The following is a 20,650-nucleotide window of genomic DNA, read 5'->3' as shown; positions in this document are numbered from 1 at the left end:
GGACGGATTCGTCAGACAGGCGAAGGGTTTCCCCGCGGATACGGGGTGCCCTCCATGTCGTACGAGGAAGACGTGACCTGCACGGCAGGCGCTTCTCGCGTGAGGACGACGCCTCGCTGAGTGCGTACTTCACCAAGAAGGACCACATTGCACACAACATCGATGGCCTGCCAGGGCTGCCACTTCCGCTGCCGCCCAGTAACTTCTGAGCAACCGTCCCTCTTCCCTCGGGGGTTGCCATGGTCGTCGTGCCTGCCGGTGTCGCGCTCTTCGCCGTCCTGTTCGTCCTGACCCCGGACGGTAGCGGTCCACCGTTGCCGGACCGGCTGGCCGACACCGGCGGGGGCGGTCAGCTGATCACCGCCGTCGCGCCCGGCACCGACGCCACCACGGGGGTGCTGACGTGGTGGGACCGGCGAGGCGGCAGGTGGGTCGTGGCCGGCAGCGCGCCCGCTCGATTCGGGGCGAGGGGCCTTGCCGAGGGCGGCAAGCGCAGACAGGGCACCGACACCACCCCCACCGGTCTGTACGACCTCCCCTACGGCTTCGGGATCAAGGCCGCGCCGCGCGGGACCTCGACGCCGTACCGCCGGGTGAACCGGAACTCCTGGTGGTGCGAGGACAATCGCTCGCGCGCCTACAACCGCTGGGCCGAGCCGCTGCCCGCCGACTGCCGCGCCGCCGAGTCCGAGCACCTCGCCGACTACGCCACTCAGTACGCGCACGCGCTCGTCATCGGCTTCAACTACTACAAGCCGGTACGCGACCGTGGCGCCGGCATTTTCCTGCACGTCAACGGGCGGGCGGCGACGGCCGGTTGTCTCTCCGTGCCGGCGGATGCCATGCGCCGCATCCTGGTCTGGGCCGATCCCCGGCAGCGGCCCCACATCGCGATCGGGACCACCTCCGGCCCCACCGCGATCACGCGCTACTAGCCACACCAGTTCACCGCGAGCGCAAGCCGTACCAGTTCACCGGGCTGGTGGCGGGCCAGGGCCGTGGCAACGGACCGGACCCACGCCCGCCTCGCGTTGCTGGTACCTGCTCTTCGAATGGGGCCCACAGCGCCGGTGACGGCTATCGCTCCGAGCCTTGCCAAGGGCATCGACGGCTGCTGGCTGACGGCAGTCGGCCGGCGTGCCGGCAAGAATCGCTCCTGCGCTCCGACCGGCACCCGGTGGCGCGGCGTGGCAGTGGCATGCTTCTCGTTATGCGCGAAGATCGGCAGGGCAGAACAACGGTGGTGGTGTGGGGGCGTGTTGCCTGTGCCTGGGCGGTCGCCTTCGCCGGGCTTCACTTCTCCTGGGCGCTGGGTGGCAATTGGGGATTGAGTGTCTCGGCGGGGCCCCTGGCAGTGGAACGCCCGGTGTGGTTCGTGGCGGTGGGCTTGTGGGGTGTGGGAGTGCTGTGCCTGGCCGGCGGCGTGCTGGGGTGGCTCCTGGCCCGGCCGCGGCCCCGCGGCCTGGCCGGACGGGCGGTCAAGGCTCTGGGCTGGTGTGTCTGCGCCGTGCTGCTCGCACGCGGCATCGCAGTGGAGATACTGCTGCTGGCCGACACCGCGGGCGAGTGGGTGGGCATAAGCCCGGCACAGCGGCTGTGGACGCTGCTGTTGTGGAATCCCTGGTTCCTGGTCGGTGGTCTCGCCTTCGGTCTGGCCACACGAGGGTTCGGGCGAGCGGAGCGCCCGAGCAGCGCAACCACCTGACGGCCCGAGCAGGCTGTCCGAGGCTGCCGTCGGGTACTGTCCGGCGGATCGTCGCCGGTCCGGGCGGCACTGTCATTCGCCCATTCCGCAACGACGTTGGGCGAGGACAGACAGCGTGAGTTCTTCGTCATGGTCCCGGGCCGTGGAACGGGCGAGGTGACCGCCGCGATCGCCCCTCGCGGAACGTACCGGGCGGGGGTGGGTGTGTCAGGTTCCCAGGCCCGCGTCGCGGGCGAGGAGTGCTGCTTGTACGCGGTTTTCGCAGTTGAGTTTGGTCAGGATTCGGCTGACGTAGGTTTTGACGGTGGCTTCGCTCATGTGGAGGCGTTGGCCGGCGTTGGCGTTGGAGAGGCCCTCGCCGAGGAGGGCCAGGACCTCCAACTCGCGGGCGGTCAGGGCTTCGAGTCGGCGGCGGGCTTGTGTGGTGTGGCTGGTTCGGGTGGACGTCAGGGAGTCGACGACGTGGCGGGTGGCGCCGGGTGAGAGGTATGCCTCTCCGGCGGCTGCGGCGCGTACGGCGCGGATGAGTTCTGCGGGGGCGGAGTCCTTGAGGAGGAAGCCGGCGCTGCCTTCGGTCAGGGCGTGCAGGACGTTCTGCTGGGCGCCGAAGGTGGTGAGGATCAGGACGCGGGTGTCGGGGACGGTTCGGCGTAGTTCGGCCAGGGCTGTCAGGCCGTCCATGACGGGCATCTGGATGTCGAGCAGTGCCACGTCCACCCGTTGGGCGCGTGCCAGCTCGATGGCCTCGCGGCCGTTGCCGGCCTCGGCGACGACGTCGATGTCGTCGGCCGAGGTGAGGATCATCCTGATGCCGGCCCGAATGAGCGGCTCGTCATCCGTGACGAGAACCCTGATCACGACTCTCCTGCGCTGTTCCGAATCCGTGTGGCCCGCGCGGCCACCGTGACATCTTCCCTGACATCATCCCCGGACAGGACCTTCGGCTCGATCATCGCCCTTCGAGGACGGCCTTTCGATCACGGCCGTGCCGGGGTACCCGCCAGGAAGAGCGCGGCGACGACGCCCAGGACCACCACCAGCAGGAGGAGGGCCAAAGCCGCGATCCCGCAGCCGATCGCGGTGCTGTTGCGCTTCGTGTTGGTGCTCATGGCTCTGGCCAGCTCCTTCGGAAGATTGTTCCCGTCGATGACCGGAACACCTTCGCCCGGGGAGCCGGCCGGGATCTGCTCCCGAAAGTCGCCGGTGGGATCGACGAACGTCGTCGCGTCGTCCGGTGAGCGGCTCGGGGCTCCGCCTTCCGGGGAGGCGTAGGGGAGTACGCCGGCCAGCCGGAAGCCGCCGTCCGGCGTCGGGCCCGCGTGGACCATGCCGCCGATGAGCCGGGTTCGTTCGCCGAGGCCGGTCAGGCCCTGGCCGCCGCTCACCACGTTCCGGCCGGTGGCCGTCGGCTCCGGGGCGGGGCCGTTCGCGACCTCCACGACCAGTGCGTCCGGCTCGTATCGCAGCTCGATGGTGATCGCGGCGCCCGGGGCGTGCTTGTGGGCGTTGGTCAGGCCCTCCTGGGCGAGGCGGTACGCCGCGTGGTCGGCCGTAGGGGGGAGCGGGCGGGGGTCGCCGGAGTGCCGCAGTTCCACGGTCGTCCCGGCGCTCCGGGAGGCCGCCGCCAGGCCCTCGATGCCGGCCACCCCGCGCGACGGCGATGTGGCGTCGCCTTCTCCCGTGGCCTGATCGGCGTGGGAGGCGGGGCTCCGGCCGGGGCTCTCGGTGCCGTCCCGGAGCAACCCGACCACCTCGCGCAGCTCGTGCATCGCGGCCACCGACGCCTCACGCAGTACACCGACGGCTTCCCGCTGCCGTCCGGTCAGTTCCCGGTCCACCTCCAGCGCCCCGGTGTGGACCGAGATGAGGGTGAGGTGATGGCCGAGGCTGTCGTGCATGTCCTGCGCGATGCGTTGGCGTTCCCGCATCCGGGCCTGGCCGGCGATCATCGCGCGTTCGCGCAGCAGCTGGGCGTTGTACTCCCGCAGTGTGTCCGTGAGTGTGCGGCGCTGCGACCAGTAGCGGCTGATCAGGCCGGGGACGACGATCGCGACCAGCAACAGGGGGCCGGCGAAGGCCAGGGTCAGCAAGACCGGGGGCGCGGCCTGCAGGAGGGTCAGGCCGAGACTGAGGACGTAGGCGGCGGCGAAGGTGCCGGCCGCCTTGCCGACCTCGTCGATCCGCCGGCCGGCCGACCAGGCCGCGACCAGCAGCAGCGGGCCCAGGCCGCTGAACTGGGGCAGGCCGGTGGCGGTGAGCAGAAGCACGGTCGCGGGCAGGACCCGGCGCAGGGGGGACAGCAGCGCGGCGGCCGATCCCACGGCGACGGCCGGTCCGACTCCCGCGCCGAACGCCAGCCCTGCCGGGAGCTCGGAAGCCGCCGCCAGCAGGCCGAGCACCAGGCTCAGCAGCGTTTCGCCCACGATGCGCCCGGGAGTCCACATGCCCGGGGCGAAGAGCGCCCTGACCGGATCGGCCAGTCCGGCCAGCCGTCGGGGCGCCGAGCGCAACCCCTCTGCCAATGTCCGGCGGGCCGCGGCCCAACCGTCCCTACGTTCCACACGCGTCACGCGGCCACGTTAGGCGGGCACCGTCGGAGACCGCATTCGCCATTGGTCGCGATGGCCGACGACGAAAGGTGCGCCTACGGCCGGGCCGGGCCAGGCCCGAATCTCGTTGACGGTGGGCTGGCGGGTGTCTGGAGTTCGGGGGGAGGGCTGTCAGGTCAGGGGGCGGCCGTCGTGGAAGAGCCGGCCAGTGGGTCCGCCCTCGTCGAGTACGTGCGAACGATATTCGATGGTAGAACGGTGTTCGTGTTAGCGCGAACGGTGTTCGTCTCGTGAGGAACAAGGTTCGTTCGTCCGGTACGCTCGGGGCGTGCCCCCCACTCCTCAGCAGCGGCGCGCAGCGCGGCACCATCAGGCCGTCGCAGATGCGGGCGCGTCGCCGGGGCGGGGCCGGCGAGCGAAGTCGATCACGGTCGATGCGGTCGTCGACGCGGCGCTCGGCATCGTGGCGCGCGAGGGCTACGAGGCGCTGACCATGCGCCGCGTGGCGGCCGCTCTGGAGACCGGACCGGCGTCGCTGTACGCGCACGTCGTCAACAAGGGCGATCTGGACGAGCTGCTCATCGGCCGCCTGTGCGCCGAGATCGACCTGCCCGAGCCGGATCCCGCCGCCTGGCGGGAGCAGATCACCGGTGTCTGCACCCGGATGCGCGACCAGTACCTTCGCTACCCCGGCATCTCCCGGGCCGCGCTCGCCGCCGCCCCCACCAACCAGGACACACTGCGCCTTGCCGAGGGCATGCTCGCCATCCTCCTCGCCGGAGGCATCGCCCCGCAGGCGGCCGCCTGGGGCATCGACTCGCTGACGCTCTATGTCAACGCCTACGCGCTTGAGATCTCCCTGCTCACCGGGTCCGGCAACGAGTGGGTCGTCAGCCGGGAGGAACTGCTCGGCCGGTTCTCCAGCCTGCCGGACGCCTTCCCGCAGACCAGGCGCTACGCCGCCGAACTCACCGCGGGGACCGATCACGAACGCTTCGACTTCACCGTCGAGTTGATGCTCGACGGTCTCGCGTGCCGCTGAGGCGGGACCGTGCGGGGTGAACGTGGGGCGAACGTTCACCGCGGCTGGACAGTCCGAACGGAGACGGCGCTCACCTCGCGGTGTCGGGGTGAGCGCCGTCGTACGTCGTGCCGCGTCGCGGTGGTGCGGTCTATTCGGAGACGGCGTCGCTCCATGCCTGGGAGAGCACGAACTTGGCGCTGCTCTGCTGGGCCTCGGTCGGGAAGGTCGGCGTGCCGGAGACCTTGGGCAGCTTCGCCGCCGCGGCCTTGTCGAGCGTGCCGGCCTTCTCCATGGCGGCCATGAGGGCCGGGCGGGCGTATCCCTGGAGCCTGAGGTTCTGGCCTTCGGGGCTGTAGAGGTACTCCTGCCACAGGCGTGCGGCCGCCGGGTGCGGCGCGTACTTGTTGATGGCCTGCGAGTAGTACTGGGAGAACTGGCCGTCCGAGGGGACGGAGACCGTCCAGTCGAGGCCCTTGGACTTGAACTGGTCGGTGTACCCGGCGTTGAGGTAGTCCCAGTCGATGCTGATGGGGGTTTTGCCCGCCTTGATGGTGTCCGGGGTGGATTGGACGGGCGTGTAGTTGCCGCTCTTCTTCAGCCTGGTGAAGAAGTCTATGCCGGGCTGGATGTCGTCGAAGGAGCCGCCGTTGGCGAGGGAGGCCGCGTACACGGCGCTGAAGGCCGAACCCGACTTGGTCGGGTTGCCGTTGAGCGCGATCTCTCCCTTGTACTGCGGCTTGAGCAGGTCCTTGAAGCTGGTCGGGCAGGTGTGGACGCGCTTGGCGTCGCAGCCGAAGGAGATGTAGCCGCCGTAGTCGTTCGACCAGCGGCCGATCGAGTCCTTCTGGTCGTCGGGGATGTTGTCGACACCGGCGGCCATGTACGGCGCGAGCAGCCCCTGCTGGGCGGCGCTCTGCGCGAAGGAGCTGCCGAGGTCGAGGACGTCGGGTGCGTTGTCCTTGCCCCGGCGCGAGGTGACCGCGCTGATCTCGTCCTGACTGGCGCCGCTCGGGTTCTCGACCTCGACCTTGATGCCGTACTTCTTCTCGAAACCGTCGATCAGGGCGCCGTAGTTGGCCCAGTCGCGGGGCAGCGCGATCGCATGCAGCGTGCCCTCCTGCTTGGCCTCCTTGATCAGGGCGTCCATGCCGCCGAGTGCCTGGGCCGTGGTCGCGGCGGCTGCGCTCTTGCCGCCGGAGGCGGCGGACGAGTCGGAGTCCGCGCCACAGGCGCTGAGGGTGAGGGCGACGGCGGTGGTGAGGACGCCGGTGAGGACGGCGGTTCTCGGGAGGGGGACGGTCACGGACTCTCCAGGGGTACGCACAGAGGGGTGAGGGGATTCATGCGGGGCCACACAGGGAATGCACGTGGGGGGTGAGCACCTGTCCGACTTTGAGCTGAACAAGCCGGGCCTCAGTAGGCCCAACTATGGTGTCCGTAAGGTAAACGATGGGGAAACGAAAGACTTCGTTTCTCTCGAAATCGCAGCTCAGAGGAGTTGTTGCGGGCGCTGATGGTCTGACATGGTCCCGCTTTCCCACCTTGAGTCGGCCCCCATTTCGTTGGTTCGAGGGGAGATGCTCCGGTGGGGTGCGTTGAGGTGCGTTGAGGTGCCTTGAGATGCGTTGCGGTGCGTTGGGATGGGTTGCGGTTGGTTTGGTGGGTTCGGTGTGAGGCGGTGACGCTTGGGCGCCGTGGAGTGGATCAACGCCACGCCGCCCACTGCTTTATTGCGAACCGGTCGCCCTTGCGCTGGTCTTCGGCTGATCTGCACGTGCCCCAGAGTGAGGGTGTCCGTATGTCCAGCCCGTGCGCGGGGCGGGGCGGGCGCTGACCCTGATCCGGCCGGACCGGGGGCGCGGCGGGCGGCGCGACGGGGCGGGTCGGTGACGTGCGGCATCGGGTGGGAGTCGGGCGGCACCGTTCGCTGCTGCGAGTGCGGAGATCATCACGGGGCGTCGCTGACGCCGGGTGACCTGCCCTGGGCTTTACCGCTCGGGTGCACGATGCGCTCCCCTTAAACGCCAGGTTAGGGGGGCCTTTGGGGTGGGCTAGGGGTGGCTGGTTAATTCCGATCGAACATTGAATGAACGGCATGCAGGGAGCGCGCGATCGGGGGTCCGCGACAGCGCTCGCCAGAACGTTGCGGGAGTTACCAAAAATGGCTGAGCAAACCACCGCTGTCGTGATCATGGGTGTCGCACGAGCCGACGCGTCGTCGCGCGCCCCGGAAACCGCGGCGCTGTGGGCCGCCATCGAGGACGCCGGGATCGTGCCCGCTGTCGATCGCGGGGTGACGGTGCTCAGCAGCGGCCGGCTTCCCGAGTTGGACGGCATCGCCGGTGTCCGGGTCGTATCCGGCCGGGACGCGGAGCCCTGGGCCGAGGCGCGGGCGCTGCTCGTGGCGGGCACGGCGGCCGCGGTGGCCGTCCATGTCGCCGCGGCGGGCGTCGCGGTGGTGCTGGCGCTCGCCGATGACGGCGGGCGCTACGGAGCACTCGGCGACGCACCCGCGACGCAGCTGTCCACGTTGGAGCCCGCGCCGCTTCCGCCGGCCCCGCAGACGACTTCCGAGCGGTCCCCGGAGTCGTCTTCGGCGCGGGTGCCGTTGCTGGTCTCCGGTCGGACCGAGGCGGGGCTTCGCGATCACGCCGGGCGGCTCGCCGACCACTTTGCCGCGCACCCCGGGCTCTCCCCGGCCGACGCGGCGCACACCCAGCTGGTCTCCCGCACCGTGTGGCCGCGCCGGGTCGCGCTGCCCGGTGGGACGCGGGAGGAGCAACTGAGCGGACTGCGTGCCCTGGCCGCGGGCGAGCCGGTCACCGGAGCGGTGCACGGCAGCGCCCCGGAACCGCGTCCGATGGTCTTCATGTTCCCCGGGCAGGGCGGCCAGTGGGTCGGCATGGGGCGCGAACTGGCCGCGCAGAGCGAGCACTTCGCCGCCGAGTTGGACGCCTGCGACCGGGCGCTGCGCGAGTACGGCGAGGTGCCGCTGCGGGACGTGCTGTCCGGTGAGGTGCCGCTGGACCGCATCGACGTGGTCCAGCCCGCGATGTTCGCGGTCATGGTCGCGCTGGCGGGACTGTGGCGCGCGCACGGGGTGCGCCCGGCGGCCGTCGTCGGGCAGAGCCTCGGCGAGATCGCGGCGGCCACCGTCGCGGGCGGACTGTCGCTGGACGACGGCGCCCGGCTCGTCACGTACTTCAGCAAGGCCCAGGCGCTGATCCAGGGGCGGGGCGACATGGTGGCGGTGGGCCTCCCGGCAGAGGAGACCGCGGCGCTGCTCGCCGAGTGGGGACTCGACCTGGAGATCGCCGTCGTCAACGGCCCGCGCGCGACGGTCGTTTCGGGGGACCCGGCGGCGGCCCGCGCCCTGACCGGGCGGCTCGCGGAGCGCGACGTGCGCAGCCGGCTGCTGCCGGTCGGGGTCGCCGCGCACTCCCGGCAGATCGAACACGTCCGGGACTACATGCTCAGGGAGCTCGCGCCGATCAGGCCGCGGTCCGGCGAGGTGCCGATGTACGCCTCCGCCGTCGGCGGCCTCGTGGACACCGCGACGCTGGACGCCGGCTACTGGTACCGCAGCCTGCGCGAGACCGCCCGCTTCCAGGCCGCCACCGAGGCGGCGCTGCGCGACGGATACCGGCTGTTCGCCGAGTTCGGCCCGCACCCGGTGCTCACTCCGGGCGCCGAGGACACCGTGGCCCAAGTCGGCACGGACGCGGTGGTGTTGGACACCATGCGACGCAACGACGCCGGGCTCGACGGGCAGCTGCGCGCCCTCGCCGGGGCGCAGGTGCACGGCGCGACCCCCGACTGGTCCGTGGCCCTGGAGGGGGCCGGCCGTACCGCGCTGCCCGGCTACCGGCTGGAGAGCGACGCCGACGGCACCCCGGCGGGGGACGGCGGGCTGTACGAGCGGCTGCTGCCGCTGGACCCGGCCGGTCAACTGTCCGCGCTGCTGGACCTGGTGGTGCGGCAGCTCGCCGACGCACCGGGATCCGAGGCGCCCGCGTCGCTGCGCGCCGGCCAGGACTTCCGTTCGCTCGGCGTGGACTCGGTCGGCGCACTGGCCCTGCGCAACCGCATCAACGAGGCGACGGGCCTGAGGCTTCCGGCGACCACGGTCTTCGACCACCCCACGCCGGGCGCGCTGGCCGAGGAGATCCGGCGCCGCCTGTTCGGCGCCGCCGAGCCGCTTCCCGAGGCGCGGACGGTGCCCGTCGACCAGGACGACCCGATCGCGGTCATCGGCATGGCCTGCCGCCTGCCGGGCGGCGCGGACTCGCCCGAGGGCCTGTGGGACCTGGTCGCGGACGGCCGGGACGCCATCACGGAGTTCCCGTCCGACCGCGGTTGGGACCTCGATGCCCTCTACAACCCGGACGCCGGCGTACCCGGCACGTTCTACCAGCGCGAGGCGGGCCTGTTGGCGGGCGCCGACCGGTTCGACGCCGGCTTCTTCGGCATCTCGCCGCGTGAGGCGCTGGCGATGGACCCGCAGCAGCGGCTGCTGCTGGAGGCCAGTTGGGAGGCGCTGGAGCACGCCGGCCTCACCGGGCCCGCGGTGCGCGGGTCGCGCACCGGAGTCTTCACCGGCGTGATGAACCTCCCGTACGGCCAGCCGCTGCACCAGGCCCGCCCGGACCTGGAGGGCTATGTGCTCACCGGCACCACCTCCAGTGTGACCTCCGGCCGGCTGTCGTACCTGCTCGGCCTGGAAGGCCCCGCGGTCAGCGTGGACACCGCCTGTTCCTCTTCGCTGGTGGCGCTGCACCTGGCCTGCCAGGCGCTGCGTCGGGGCGAGTGCGACCTGGCGTTCGCCTCCGGGGCCACGGTCATGGCCGAACCGGGCATGTTCATCGAGTTCAGCCGCCAGCGCGCGCTCTCCCCGGACGGCCGCTCCAAGGCGTTCTCGGCGGATGCCGACGGCTTCGGCATGTCCGAGGGCGTGGGTGTCCTCCTGGTGGAGCGGCTGTCGGACGCGCGGCGCAACGGCCACCGGGTGCTGGCCGTCGTACGCGGCAGTGCGGTGAACCAGGACGGCGCGTCGAACGGCCTGACGGCGCCCAACGGCCCGTCGCAGCAGCGGGTGATCCTGGACGCGTTGGCGAGCGCGGGGCTGGGGCCGGCGGACGTGGACGCGGTGGAGGCGCACGGCACCGGCACCCGGCTGGGTGACCCGATCGAGGCCCAGGCGCTGCTGGCGACGTACGGCCGCGACCGCGACCGGGAACGGCCGCTGTGGCTGGGCTCGTTGAAGTCCAACATCGGCCATGCCCAGGCGGCGGCCGGGGTGGCCGGGGTGATCAAGATGGTGTTGGCGCTGCGGCACGGCGTGCTGCCGCGCAGCCTGTACGCCGACCGGCCGACGGACGAGGTGGACTGGGAGTCTGGGGCGGTCGCGTTGCTGGACCGCGAGCGCGCATGGGCGCCGGACGGGGGTCCGCGGCGCGCGGGGGTGTCGTCGTTCGGCATCAGCGGCACCAACGCGCACGTGATCCTGGAGGAGGCGCCGGAACCGGAGCCGCGGCCCGAGCCGGCGCCCGAAGGGGCGTCCGCGCCGGTGGCGTTGGTGCTGTCGGGCAGGTCGGAGCAGGCGGTACGGGACCAGGCCGCGGCGTTGCGCGGCTTCCTGGCGGAACACCCCGACGTCCCGCTCGCCGATGTGGCCTGGACGTTGGCCTCGGGCCGGACGGCGTTCGAGTGCCGGGCGGTGGCCTCGGGTGCCGACCGCGCCGGCGTGCTGGCAGCGCTGTCCGAGGTCGCGCCGGTGACGGCGGGGGAGGGGCGGGCGGCCGCGGTCTTCTCCGGCCAGGGTTCGCAGCGTCCGGGGATGGGTCGTGAACTGGCGTCTCGTTTCCCGGTGTTCGCGTCCGCGCTGGACGAGGTGTGTGCGGTGGTGGACCCGTTGCTGGGTCGGTCGTTGCGCGAGGTGATGTGGGACGAGCCGGCGGAGGTGCTGGAGCGTACCGAGTACGCGCAGCCCGCGCTCTTCGCCTACCAGGTGGCCCTCTTCGGGCTCTGGCGCTCCGCCGGAGTCACCTTCGAGGCCGTGGCGGGGCACTCGGTGGGCGAGATCGCCGCGGCCGTGGTGGCGGGTGTGCTGAGCGTGGAACACGGCGCCAGGCTGGCGGTGGCGCGCGGCCGCCTGATGCAGGCGCTGCCGGCAGGCGGCGCGATGGTGGCGGTCGAGGCCACCGAGGACGAGGTCGCCCCGACGCTGCCGGTCGGCACGGCGCTCGCGGCCGTCAACGGCCCCCGCGCGCTGGTGGTCTCCGGCCCCGAGGCGGATGTCACCGCCGTCGCCGACATCTGGCGCGAGCAGGGCCGGCGCACCACGCGACTGCGGGTCAGCCACGCCTTCCACTCCCCGCTGATGGACCCGATGCTGGACGAGTTCGCCTCGGTGCTGGGGGAGTTGACGTTCGCCGAGCCGCGGATCGCGGTGAGCGCCGCGGCCGAGAGCGGGCACGCCTTCGCCTCGGCCGGCTACTGGCTGGACCACGCGCGTCACGCGGTGCGCTTCGCGGACGCCGTGGCGGGGCTGGGCCCGGTGGACGTGCTGGTGGAGATGGGGCCCGACGCCGCGCTGACGCCGATGCTGGCGCCGGACCGGATCGTCCTGCCGAGCGCGCGACGGTCCCAGGACGAGGTGCCGTTCCTCCTGCACGCGATCGGGCGGGCCCACGCCCACGGAGCACCCGTCGACTGGGCGGCCGTGCTGCCCGTCGGATCCCACACCGACCTGCCCACCTACCCCTTCCAGCACGAGTCGTTCTGGCTCCGGTCCCTCCCGGCCGCCCGCACCGGCACGGACGCCCTGGACCACCCACTGCTCACGGAGGCGTGCGAACTTCCCGGCACCGGCGGCGTGTTGCTGTCGGGGCGGCTCTCCCGCCACACCGACCCCTGGCTCGCCGACCACACCGTCGACGGCACCGTGCTGTTCCCCGGCACCGGCTTCCTGGAACTGGCGCTCCGTGCCGCACGGCACACCGGCGCCCGCGGGGTGGCGGACCTGGCGCTGCACACCCCGCTGCCGCTGAGCGCGAGCGGCGCCGAGGTGCAGGTGTGGGCCGCCCCGGACGGCGGCGAGTTGGAGATCCGGGCCCGCACCGGCGACGGCGACTGGGTGACCCACGCCACAGGCACCCTCACCGAGCACGCCGCCGCGCCCGACTGGAGCCCGGCACAGTGGCCGCCCACCGATGCCGAACCGGTCCCGGTCGAGGGCCGGTACGAAGACCTCGCGGACCGCGGCTACGGCTACGGACCGGCGTTCCGCGGACTGCGGGCGGCATGGCGCCGCGGGGACGAGATCTTCGCCGAGGTCGGCCTGGACCGTACCGGGGCCGGTGCCGGATTCGACATCCACCCCGCACTGCTGGACAGCGCGCTGCACGCCCTGCTGCTGACCGGCGACGACCGCACCGTGCTCCCGTTCTCCTTCAGCGGCGCCGTCGGGGCACCGCGGCAGGCCGACACGCTCCGCGTACGGATCACCGGAACCACCGGCTCCGCACGCCTGGACGCGGCCACCCCCGCGGGCGAACCGGCGCTGGCCATCGGGACGTTGACCCTTCGGGAGGCCGACGGTACGTCCGCCGGCTCGCTCCTGGTACCCGGTCTGGTACCGGCCGCGCTGCCCGAGGGCGAACCGGCCGCCGAAGCGGACACCGTCCTGCTGCGCCCCGACGTTCCGGCCACCGGCGATGCCGCCGCCGACGCCCGCGCCGCCGTGGGACAGGTCCTGATCCGGCTGCGCGACCACGCCGACACCGGCACCGGCCGGCTGGTGCTGGTCACCGACACCGCCGACCCCGTAGGGGCCGCGCTCGGCGGACTGCTGCGCGCCGCCCGGGCCGAGGACCCGGACCGCTTCGGGCTCGTGGCGAGCGACGGCAGCCCGGCGTCCGAAGAGGTCCTGCACCGCGCCCTGCCGCTGCTGGCCGAGGAACCCCACCTGGTCCTCCGCGCCGGCGAGGTCCTGCTGCCCCGGCTGGAACGCGCCGACACCCCGCTCATGGCCCCCGAGGGGCCCTGGCGACTGGACGTCGGCGACGCCCGAACCCGTGAACTCGCCCTCGTCCCCGACCCGAGCGCCGACCGGGCGCTGCGGCCCGGGGAGGTGCGCATCGCGGTGCGTGCCGCCGGCGTCAACTTCCGCGACGTGCTGATCCGGCTCGGCGCCTATCCCGGCGCGGCCGTGCCGGGCAGCGAGGCGGCCGGCGTGGTGACCGAGACCGCCGAGGACGTCACCGAACTGCGCCCCGGCGACCGGGTCATGGGGATGATGACCGGCGGCTTCACCCCCGTCGCCGTCGTCGACCGGCGCCGCCTCGCGCCGATACCCGAGCGCTGGACGTTCGCCGAGGCCGCGTCCGTCCCCATCGCCTTCCTCACCGCCTGGTACGGGCTGGCGGAACTCGCCGAACTGCGGCCCGGCCAGAAGGTCCTGGTGCACTCGGCGGCGGGCGGCGTGGGCATGGCCGCCGTACAGATCGCCCGTCATCTGGGTGCCGAGGTGTACGCGACGGCGTCCCCGGGCAAGTGGGACGCGCTGCGCGCGCTCGGCCTGGACGACGCCCACCTCGCGTCCTCCCGGGACCTGGCCTTCGCCGACGCCTTCGGCCCGGTGGACGTGGTGCTCAACGCCCTGGCCCGGGAGTTCACCGACGCCTCCCTCGGGCTGCTCTCCGCGGGCGGCCGCTTCGTCGAGATGGGCAAGGCCGACCTCCGCGACCCCGAGCGGGTCGCCGCCGACCACCCGGGCGTGCGCTATCTGCCGTTCGACCTCTACGAGGTGGACGCGGACCTGGTCGCCGCCATGAACAGCGAGCTGACCGGACTGTTCGGCTCCGGGGCGCTGACGCTGCCGCCGCTCACCGCCTGGGACCTGCGCCGCGCCCCCGAGGCGTTCCGGTACATGGAGCAGGCCCGGCACACCGGCAAGGTCGTGCTCACCCTGCCCGCGCCCCTCGACCCCGAGGGCACCGTCCTGATCACCGGCGGTACCGGGGGCCTCGGCGAGCTGCTCGCCCGCCATCTGGTCGTCCGGCACGGCGCGCGCCACCTGCTGCTGGTCAGCCGGCGCGGCCCGGACCACCCCGAAGCCGAGGCGGCCCGCGCCGAACTCGCCGGCCTCGGTGCCCGCGTCACCGTCGTGGCCTGCGACGCGGCCGACCGCGACCAGTTGCGCCGGACGCTCGACGGCATCCCCGCGCAGCACCCGCTCACCGCCGTCGTGCACGCCGCCGGCGTCGTCGACGACGCCCTGCTCGCGTCGCTCACCCCGGAGCGCGCCCAGGCGGTCCTGGCACCCAAGGCGGCCGCCGCCGTCCACCTGGACGAGCTGACGCGCGACCTGGACCTGAGCGCGTTCGTGCTGTTCTCCTCGGTCTCCGCGCAGCTGGGCGTCCCGGGCCAGGCGGCCTACGGCGCCGCCAACGCCCACCTGGACGCCCTCGCCACCCGGCGCCACCGCGCCGGACTGCCCGCGCTCAGCCTCGCCTGGGGACTGTGGGACCGGCGCACCGGGATGACCGCCGGCCTCGACGAGTCCGCCCGGCAGCGCTGGGCCGACCGCGGCATCGCCCCGCTGTCCGCCGATACCGGTCTCGAACTCTTCGACCGCGCACTGTCGTCGGGCCGACCCGTCACCGCCCCGCTGGCCTTCGACGCGGCCACCCTGCGCCGCCGGCCGACCGTGCCCGCCGTCCTGCGCTCCCTGGTCCGCCCGGCCACCACCGCGCGCCGCACCCGACCCGTGGCCGCGGCCCCCGCCGCGACCACCCCCGAGGCGCTGCTCGACCTGGTCCTGACGCACGCGGCGGCCGTCCAGGGCCACGCCGACGCCACCGCCGTCGACCCGCACCGCGCGTTCTCCGACGCCGGGTTCGACTCCATGACCGTGCTCGAACTGCGGCAGCGCCTCAGCGCCGCCGTGGCGCGCCCGCTGCCCAGCACCCTGCTCTTCGACCACCCCACCCCCACCGCGGTGGCCGACCACCTGGCCGGGCTGCTGCTCGACGGAAGCGCACGGGAGGAGGCCACCGCCCCCGCCACCGTCCCCGCGCCGCCGGCACCGGACGCGGGCGAGCCGCTCGCCATCGTCGGCATGGGCTGCCGCTTCCCCGGCGACGTCGCCTCGCCCGAGGACCTGTGGCGGCTGGTCGCCGAGGGCCGGGACGCCATCGGCGCCTTCCCCGAGGACCGCGGCTGGGACCTGGACGCGCTGCGCGAGGGCGGCACCGCCTCCGACAGCCAACAGGGCGGCTTCCTCACCGGGGCCGGAGCCTTCGACGCCGCGTTCTTCGGCATCTCGCCGCGCGAGGCGCTGGCGATGGACCCGCAGCAGCGGCTGCTGCTGGAGACCGGCTGGGAGGCGCTGGAGCGGGCGGGCATCGCCCCGACCACCCTGCGCGCCACCCGGACCGGCGTGTTCACCGGCGCGGTGGCACAGGAATACGGGCCGCGGCTGCACGAGTCCAGCCCCGCCGCCGACGGCCACGCGCTCACCGGCACCACCTCCAGCGTCACCTCCGGCCGCCTCGCCTACGTCCTGGGCCTGGAGGGTCCGGCCGTCACCGTCGACACCGCCTGCTCCTCGTCGCTGGTCGCGCTGCACCTGGCGGGCCAGTCCCTGCGGCAGGGCGAGACCGACCTGGCCCTGGTGGGCGGGGCCGCCGTGATGGCCTCGCCGGGCATGTTCGTCGAGTTCAGCCGGCAGGGCGGGCTCGCGACGGACGGCCGCTGCCGCTCCTTCTCGTCCGATGCGGACGGCACCGGCTGGTCCGAGGGCGTCGGCGTGCTGGTCGTGGAGCGGCTCTCCGACGCCCGCCGCAACGGGCACCCGGTGCTGGCCGTGGTGCGCGGCTCGGCGGTCAACCAGGACGGTGCCTCCAACGGGCTCACCGCGCCCAACGGCCCCTCGCAGCAGCGGGTGATCCGCCAGGCGCTCGCGGCCGCCGGCCTGTCGACGCACGACGTGGACGCGGTGGAGGCGCACGGCACCGGCACCCGGCTGGGCGACCCGATCGAGGCCCAGGCGCTGCTGGCGACCTACGGCCGCGACCGGGACCCGGAACACCCCCTGTACCTGGGCTCGTTGAAGTCCAACATCGGCCATGCCCAGGCCGCGGCCGGGGTGGGCGGTGTCATCAAGATGGTGCTGGCGCTGCGGCACGGCGTGCTGCCGCGCAGCCTGTACGCCGACCGGCCGACGGACGAGGTGGACTGGAGCACCGGCACCGTCGCCCTGCTGGACCGCGAGCGCGCCTGGACGACCGACGGCCGTCCGCGCCGTGCGGGCGTCTCCTCCTTCGGCATCAGCGGCACCAACGCACATGTGATCGTGGAGGAGGCGCCGGCCGCCGAACCCGCGCCCGACACCCCGGCGTTGGACGGTCCGGTGCCGCTGGTCCTCTCGGGCCGCTCCGAGCAGGCCGTACGGGACCAGGCCGCGGCGCTGCGCACCTTCTTGACCGAGCACCCCGAGGTGCCGCTCGCCGACGTGGCCTCGACCCTCGCCCACGGGCGCGCGCACTTCGCCGTCCGCGCCGGGGTCGCCGGAGACCGCACGGAACTGGCCGCCGCGCTGCGCGAGCCCTCGGTGACGGCCGACGGTACCGGCCGCGTGACCGCGGTCTTCTCCGGCCAGGGTTCGCAGCGTCCGGGGATGGGTCGTGAACTGGCGTCTCGTTTCCCGGTGTTCGCGTCCGCGTTGGACGAGGTGTGTGCGGTGGTGGACCCGTTGCTGGGTCGGTCGTTGCGCGAGGTGATGTGGGACGAGCCGGCGGAGGTGCTGGAGCGTACCGAGTACGCGCAGCCCGCGCTCTTCGCCCACCAGATCGCACTGTGCCGGCTCTGGCAGGCCGCCGGGATCGCCTTCGACGCGGTCGCGGGGCACTCGGTCGGGGAGATCGCCGCCGCGGTGGTGGCCGGCGTTCTCGGTCTGGAGGACGCCGCCCGCCTGGTGGTGACCCGTGGCCGGCTGATGCAGGCGCTGCCGGCGGGCGGCGCGATGGCGGCCATCGCCGCCACCGAGGCCGAGGTCGCTCCGACGCTGCCGGCGGGCACGGCGCTCGCGGCCGTCAACGGCCCCCGCGCGCTGGTGGTCTCCGGCCCGGAGGCGGATGTCACCGCCGTCGCCGACCACTGGCGCGAGCAGGGCCGGCGCACCACCCGGCTGCGGGTCAGCCACGCCTTCCACTCCCCGCTGATGGAGCCGATCCTCGACGAGTTCACCGCCCTGCTGGAAGGGCTCGAATTCCGGGCGCCCACCGTGCCGTTGGTCCCCGCCGCCGACACCTCCCACCCGGTGGACACCCCTGCCTACTGGGCCCGGCACATCTGCGCCACCGTACGGTTTGCCGACGCCGTCGAGCGGCTGCCCGCAGCGGACCTGACCGTGGAGATCGGGCCGGACGCCGCCCTGCTGCCGCACCTGGACGGCCGCACCGCACTGCCCAGCGCCCGCCGGGACCGGGCGGAGACCGTCACCTGGCTCACCGCCGTCGCCCGGGCGCACGCCCATGGTGCCCCGGTGGACTGGTCCGCGATCGTGCCCGTCCGGCCCACCGCAGACCTGCCCACCTATCCCTTCCAGCGCGCGTCCTACTGGCTCGCCGCCCCCACCGCCGCCGGCGACGCACCGGGCGCCGACGGCCGGCCGCACCCGATGCTCTCGTCGTGCAGCGAACTGCCGGGCAACGGCGGCCTGTTGCTCACCGGGCGGCTGGCCCCGGGCAACGACCCGTGGCTGCGCGACCACGCCGTCATGGGCACCGTGCTGCTGCCGGGCACCGGATTCGTCGAACTGGCCACCGAGGCCGCCCGCGCGGCCGGCGCCGGCGGCGTCACGGAACTGGTGCTCCAGGCACCCCTGGTCTTCCCCGGCGGCCGGCCCAGGGACGTACAGGTGTGGGTGGCCGCGGACGGCGGCGGCGAACGGGAACTGCACATCCGCTCCCGCGGCGCCGACGGCGAGTGGGTCCTGCACGGCTCCGGCAGCGTCGGCCCCCGCACCACCGACGACGACGCCTTCACCCCCGACTGGACCGGCGCACAGTGGCCGCCGGCCGGCGCGGTCCCGGTACCGGTGGACACCCTCTACCCCGACCTGGCCGAGCGCGGCTACGAGTACGGCCCGGTCTTCCAGGGCGTACGCGCGGTCTGGGAGCGCGGCGACGAGGTCTTCGCCGAGATCGCCCTGCCCGACGGACAGCCCACCGGCTTCGGCCTGCACCCCGCCCTGCTGGACGCCGCGCTGCACGCCCTGCCGCTGACCGGCCGCGGCTACGAGGCCGACGAGGTGCGGCTGCCGTTCTCCTTCAACGGCGTGCGGCCGCTGTCCCCCGACGCCCGAGCGCTGCGGGTGCGGCTGCGGGCCGGCGCGGAGTCCGTCGCCGTGCACGCCACCGACGCCTCCGGCACCCCCGCGATAGCGGTGGACGCGCTCGTGCTGCGCCCCGTGGACCGGGCCCAGCTCGACGCGGTCGCCGCCGACCGGACCGGCCGCTACGCCGTCACCTGGGAGCGGCTGCCCGACCCCGCCGAGGTGGTCGCGGTGCCCGGACACTGGCTGCTGCTCGGCACCGGAGACCTGTCCGGACTCTTCGAGCGGAGCACCACCGACCCGGAGGCGGCCGGCACGCCGGACGGCGTGTTGTGCACGGCGACCGGCGCCGAGGAACTGCTGGCGACCCTGACCCTGCTGCGGCAGCGCGGCATCCAGGCGCCGGTGTGGTGCCTGACCAGCGGTGCCGTGGCGGTCGGCACCGACGACCCGCAGGCGGACCCGGGGGCCGCCGCGGCCTGGGGCCTGGGCCGCGTCGCCGCACTGGAGACGCCGGGGAGCTGGGGCGGTCTGGTGGACCTGCCCGCCGCGCTCGACGCCCCCGGCCGGAACCTGCTGGCCGCCCTGCTCGCCGGGGACGGCACCGAGGACCAACTCGCCGTCCGTGACGCGGGGGTGTGGGCTCGCAGGGTCGTACCGGCGCAGTCCGTGCCGGCACCCGTACCGGCGCCGGACGCCACCGTCCCGGCGACCGGCACACCGCTGACCGGCACCGTGCTGATCACCGGCGGCACCGGCGCACTGGGCGGCCACGTGGCCCGAAGGCTCGCCTCCCGTGGCGACTGCTCGCTGCTGCTGCTCTCCCGCCGCGGCCCCGACGCGGTCGGCGCGGCCGAGCTCACCGCCGAACTCGCCGCCACCGGCACGGAGGTCCGGGTGCTGGCCGCCGACGTCGCGGACCGTGCCGCGATGGCCGCACTCCTGGCGGAGCTGCGCGCCCAGGGCACCGTCGTCGACGCGGTGGTGCACACCGCCGGAGTCGTACGGGACGTACCGCTCGCGCAGAGCGACCCTCGGCAGCTCGCCGAGGAGATGGCCGGCAAGGTCACCGGAGCCCTCGTCCTCGACGAACTCCTCCCGGACCTGAACGCGTTCGTGCTGTTCTCCTCCATCTCCGGCATCTGGGGCGCCGCGGGCCAGGCCGGCTACGCGGCGGGCAACGCCGCCCTCGACGCCCTGGCCCGCCGCCGCCGGGCCGCCGGCCGGCCGGCGGTCTCCGTCGCCTGGGGCCCCTGGTCGGGCGGCGGCATGGTCGAACAGCCCGGTGTGGAGCGCGAGTTGCGCCGTCGCGGACTGGTCCCGCTGGCCGTGGACGCCGCGCTCGACGCCCTCGACGAGGCCGTCGCCGCCGGCACCGACCTGGTGGTCGCCGACGTCGTCTGGTCGCGGTTCCTGCCCGCGTTCACCGCCTCCCGGCCCAGTCCGCTGCTGGCCAGGTTCGCCCCCAGGACACCGCAGCGGTCCGCGGCCCCCGCCGGCGGCGAAACCCTGGCCCAGCGGCTGGCCGCACTGCCCGAGGCCGACCGCGGCGCGGTCCTGCTCGACCTGGTGCGCGCCACCGTCGGCGGGGTCCTCGGCCACGGAGAGGCCGACGGCATCGCCCCGGACCGGGCGCTCAAGGACCTGGGTTTCGACTCGCTGATGTCCGTCGAACTGCGCAACCGGCTCTCCGAGGCCACCGGCGTCCGACTGTCGGCCACGCTGGTCTTCGACCACCCGACGCCGTCGGCGCTGGCCGAGCACCTGCGCGGCGAGATCACCGTGGCCGACGCACCGTCCGGCAGCGGCTCCGTACTGGACGACTTCGCCCGCGTGGAGAAGACGGCGCTGTCCGTCTTCACCACCCCGGCCGACCGCACGGCCCTGGCCTCCCGGCTCGGCGCGCTCCTGGACCGGCTGTCCGAGATGGACGCCCGCCCGGTGTCCGAGGCGTCCTCCCTGGAGACCGCGAGCGCCGACGAGTTGATGCGCTTCATCGACGAACTCGGTGACCTGTGAGCCCCGGCCGCCGC

The 20,650-nt window shown here is 73.8% G+C and carries 7 protein-coding genes and 1 pseudogene; 5 read left to right on the top strand and 3 right to left on the bottom strand.

All coding sequences use genetic code 11. The features are described from left to right. Window positions 1-36: 36 nt before the first annotated feature. The 3 genes and pseudogenes from K2224_RS40675 to K2224_RS17945 all read left to right on the top strand — a co-directional run. Window positions 37-209: pseudogene (locus tag K2224_RS40675) on the top strand (pyridoxamine 5'-phosphate oxidase family protein); the annotation flags it as partial. 30 nt (window positions 210-239) lie between these two features. After that, window positions 240-935 (top strand): L,D-transpeptidase, encoded by a 696-nt coding sequence (locus K2224_RS17950; protein ID WP_221907529.1) that lies wholly within the window; start codon window positions 240-242, stop codon window positions 933-935. 275 nt (window positions 936-1,210) lie between these two features. Beyond that, window positions 1,211-1,705 carry a DUF3995 domain-containing protein gene (locus tag K2224_RS17945; protein ID WP_221907528.1) on the top strand — a complete coding sequence of 165 codons (495 nt, stop codon included), beginning with the start codon at window positions 1,211-1,213 and terminating at the stop codon, window positions 1,703-1,705. Window positions 1,706-1,912: 207 nt separating this feature from the next. Here K2224_RS17945 and K2224_RS17940 read toward each other — a convergent pair whose 3' ends face one another. Both K2224_RS17940 and K2224_RS17935 read right to left on the bottom strand, forming a co-directional pair. Beyond that, window positions 1,913-2,563 carry a response regulator transcription factor gene (locus tag K2224_RS17940; RefSeq protein WP_221907527.1) on the bottom strand — a complete coding sequence of 217 codons (651 nt, stop codon included), beginning with the start codon at window positions 2,561-2,563 and terminating at the stop codon, window positions 1,913-1,915. Between the two features lie 119 nt (window positions 2,564-2,682). Further along, on the bottom strand, window positions 2,683-4,149 hold the full coding sequence (locus K2224_RS17935; RefSeq protein ID WP_221909784.1) for a sensor histidine kinase: 1,467 nt from the start codon (window positions 4,147-4,149) through the stop codon (window positions 2,683-2,685). 433 nt (window positions 4,150-4,582) lie between these two features. Here K2224_RS17935 and K2224_RS17930 point away from each other — a divergent pair, with 433 nt between their 5' ends. Next, window positions 4,583-5,296 carry a TetR/AcrR family transcriptional regulator gene (locus K2224_RS17930; RefSeq protein WP_221907526.1) on the top strand — a complete coding sequence of 238 codons (714 nt, stop codon included), beginning with the start codon at window positions 4,583-4,585 and terminating at the stop codon, window positions 5,294-5,296. A gap of 130 nt (window positions 5,297-5,426) precedes the next feature. Here the strand turns inward: K2224_RS17930 and K2224_RS17925 are convergent, their stop codons facing one another. After that, the gene (locus tag K2224_RS17925) at window positions 5,427-6,581 is read right to left on the bottom strand and encodes an ABC transporter substrate-binding protein (protein WP_221907525.1); all 1,155 of its coding nucleotides are present in this window, start codon (window positions 6,579-6,581) and stop codon (window positions 5,427-5,429) included. 858 nt (window positions 6,582-7,439) lie between these two features. Between K2224_RS17925 and K2224_RS17920 the strand changes: the two genes are divergently transcribed. Continuing rightward, window positions 7,440-20,636 carry a type I polyketide synthase gene (locus tag K2224_RS17920; protein ID WP_221907524.1) on the top strand — a complete coding sequence of 4,399 codons (13,197 nt, stop codon included), beginning with the start codon at window positions 7,440-7,442 and terminating at the stop codon, window positions 20,634-20,636. Window positions 20,637-20,650: the final 14 nt, after the last annotated feature.

The organism is Streptomyces sp. BHT-5-2 (assembly GCF_019774615.1).
Taxonomy (GTDB): Bacteria; Actinomycetota; Actinomycetes; order Streptomycetales; family Streptomycetaceae; genus Streptomyces.
Note: the sequence above shows the minus strand (reverse complement) of the source record. Positions and strands in the feature narration are given on the sequence as shown.